Here is a 3,130-nt window from a genome sequence, read left to right as displayed (position 1 = left end):
AGACGCACGAGCTCGCCCTTGGCACGCTTGTTGAAGTGGTTGAGCGCGCGCACCGTGCCGCCGGGTCCCGCGGAGACCACCCGCACGTAGACGCTGTCGACGGTGGCCGGCACCGGGCCCAGCGCGACGTAGGCCTCGGAGCGCAGATCAAGCACGAAGGCGGGGTCCGCGGCGGCGATCGCCGCCGCGACCGGCTCTGCCCAGAACCGCCGCAACGCCGGGAGGCCGGGCAGGCGCGCACCGGCGGCGAGCCGGTACGCCGGAATCAGGTCGAGGGCCGACACCGGCCCGAACGGTGCCGAGTGGATCATCGCCTGGGCGCCGAGCCAGCCGCGGGCGGACTCATCGAGCGATGCCGCACCGAGCGCGTCGAACAGCACCCCGGTGTAGCGGTCGACCGCCGGCATCGTGGCAGCCGTTCGCAGCGCAGCGTTCACCGCCACCTCGCCGCGCTGACGGTCGCTGAGCTTCAGCGCTTTCATCGCGGCCTGCTCGTCGCCGGACAGCGCGACCAGCGCATCGATCACGGCGGCCCGCTGCGGCGCGAGCTGCGGCAAGGCGAGCCCGGTGGCATCCAGGGGCTCGCCCTCGCCACCTGAGCGCTTCGTCTCGGAGGGCGGCAGCAGGATCAGCATCGTGCCTGCCCTGCCACCCCGGAACGCACGAATGCACCGAAGAGCAGGCTCATCCGGTGCATTCGTGCGTTGTCAGCGGTCAGGAGACCAGCGCGGCGTGTCCCGCCACGATGGACAGTTCGTCCCCCGCCATCGACAGGAAACCCTCGCGCGCGTCGGCGACGACCTTGCGGCCGTCCTCGGTGGTGATGCGCACCTGACCTTCGGCGAGGATCGCGAGCACGGGCTCGTGACCGCTCATGAAGCCGATCTCACCCTCGACGGTCTTGGCCACGACGAGGCTCGCCTCACCGGACCAGACCTCCGACTCCGCGGAGACGAGGCTGACGGAGATCGCCATGTCAGCCGTTCTCCTTCTGGATCTTCGCCCACTTCTCTTCGACGTCGGCGATGCCGCCGACGTTGAAGAAGGCCTGCTCGGCCACGTGGTCGAAGTCACCCTTGACGATGGCGTCGAACGACTCGATGGTCTCCTTGATCGGGACCGTGGAGCCCTCGACGCCGGTGAACTTCTTGGCCATGTAGGTGTTCTGCGAGAGGAACTGCTGGATGCGACGTGCACGCGACACGACGACCTTGTCCTCTTCGGAGAGCTCGTCGACACCGAGGATCGCGATGATCTCCTGCAGTTCCTTGTTCTTCTGGAGGATCTGCTTGACGGCGGTGGCCACACGGTAGTGGTCCTCGCCGATGTAGCGGGGGTCGAGGATGCGGCTGGTCGAGGTCAGCGGGTCGACGGCGGGGTACAGACCCTTCGACGCGATCTCGCGGGACAGCTCGGTGGTGGCATCCAGGTGCGCGAACGTGGTGGCCGGCGCCGGGTCGGTGTAGTCGTCGGCGGGCACGTAGATCGCCTGGAGCGACGTGATCGAGTGACCACGCGTCGAGGTGATGCGCTCCTGGAGCACACCCATCTCGTCGGCGAGGTTGGGCTGGTAACCCACGGCCGAGGGCATGCGGCCCAGCAGCGTCGAGACCTCGGAGCCGGCCTGCGTGAAGCGGAAGATGTTGTCGATGAACAACAGCACGTCCTGCTTCTGCACGTCGCGGAAGTACTCCGCCATCGTCAGCGCCGAGAGGGCGACGCGCAGACGCGTCCCCGGCGGCTCGTCCATCTGGCCGAAGACGAGGGCGGTCTTCTCGAAGACGCCCGCCTCCTCCATCTCGTGGATGAGGTCGTTGCCCTCACGGGTGCGCTCGCCGACACCGGCGAACACCGACACGCCACCGTGGTCCTGCGCGACGCGCTGGATCATCTCCTGGATGAGCACGGTCTTGCCGACGCCGGCGCCGCCGAACAGGCCGATCTTGCCGCCCAGCACGTACGGGGTCAGCAGGTCGATGACCTTGATGCCCGTCTCGAACATCTGGGTCTTGGACTCGAGCTGGTCGAAGTTCGGCGCCTGGCGGTGGATGCCCCAGCGCTCGGTGATCTCGATCTTCTCGCCGGGTGCTGCGTTGAGCACGTCACCGGTCACGTTGAAGACCTTGCCCTTGGTGACGTCGCCGACGGGCACAGTGATGGGTCCGCCGGTGTTGCGCACCTCCTGGCCGCGGACGATGCCGTCGGTGGGCTTGAGGGCGATGGCGCGAACCAGGTCGTCGCCGAGGTGCTGAGCGACCTCGAGCGTGATCTCGGTCGACGTGTCGCCGATCGTGATCGTCGTCTTGAGCGCGTTGTAGATCTCGGGGATCGAATCGTGCGGGAACTCGATGTCGACGACGGGGCCGGTGACGCGCGCGACGCGGCCTGTGACCGTGGTCGCCTCGGGTGCGGTGAGAGTCATTGTCTTCTCTTTCGTGGTTCTACTTGCCCGACGCCAGAGCGTCGGCGCCGCCGACGATCTCGGCGATCTGCTGAGTGATCTCCGCCTGACGCGCGTTGTTGCGCAGGCGGGTGTAGTCGGTGATGAGCTTGTCGGCGTTGTCGCTGGCGGACTTCATCGCCTTCTGCGTTGCGGCGTGCTTCGCCGCGGACGACTGCAGGAGGGCGTTGAAGACACGGCTCTGCACGTAGACCGGGAGGAGGGAGTCGAGGACGACCTCCGGGCTCGGCTCGAACTCGTACAGGGGGTACACCTGGCCGGTGTTCTGCTCGTCCGGGCCGGCCTCGACGACCTCGAGCGGGAGCAGTCGCACACGCTCGGGGCTCTGGGTCATCATGCTGACGAACCGGTTGTAGACGAGGTGGATCTCGTCGACGCCGCCCTCTTCGCCGCCGCGGTCGTAGGCGTCCAGCAGGGCGCCCGCGATCAGTTCCGCGGTGTTGAAGTGCGGGGTGTCGGTATCGCCGACCCACTCCCCCTCGGCCCGCATGCGGCGGAACTGGAAGTAGCCCACCGCCTTGCGGCCGACGAGGTAGTACGAGACTTCCTTGCCCTCGGAGCGCAGCAGCTCGGCGAGCTCCAGCGCTTCGCGCAGGATCTGGGAGTTGAAGGCGCCCGCCAGTCCCCGGTCGGAGGCGAAGATGACGATCGCCGAACGGCGGATCACCT

The 3,130-nt window shown here is 67.8% G+C and carries 4 protein-coding genes; all 4 read right to left on the bottom strand.

The window, feature by feature from the left end:
- Nucleotides 1–635: YaaA family protein (locus NQ160_RS21340; protein ID WP_257517076.1), on the bottom strand; the 635-nt coding region annotated here is incomplete at its 3' end.
- A gap of 79 nt (nt 636–714) precedes the next feature.
- Nucleotides 715–975 (bottom strand): F0F1 ATP synthase subunit epsilon, encoded by a 261-nt coding sequence (locus tag NQ160_RS21335; protein WP_257517075.1) that lies wholly within the window; start codon nt 973–975, stop codon nt 715–717.
- Between the two features lies 1 nt (nt 976).
- A complete protein-coding gene (gene atpD / locus NQ160_RS21330; RefSeq protein WP_257517074.1) occupies nt 977–2,422 on the bottom strand; it encodes a F0F1 ATP synthase subunit beta in 1,446 nt (481 codons plus the stop codon).
- Nucleotides 2,423–2,441: 19 nt separating this feature from the next.
- The coding region (gene atpG / locus NQ160_RS21325; RefSeq protein ID WP_257517073.1) for an ATP synthase F1 subunit gamma at nt 2,442–3,130 on the bottom strand (689 nt) is incomplete at its 5' end.

The organism is Microbacterium sp. zg.Y909, assembly GCF_024626565.1.
The sequence above is the reverse complement of the archived record's forward strand: the minus strand, read 5'-3'. Positions and strand labels throughout refer to the sequence as shown.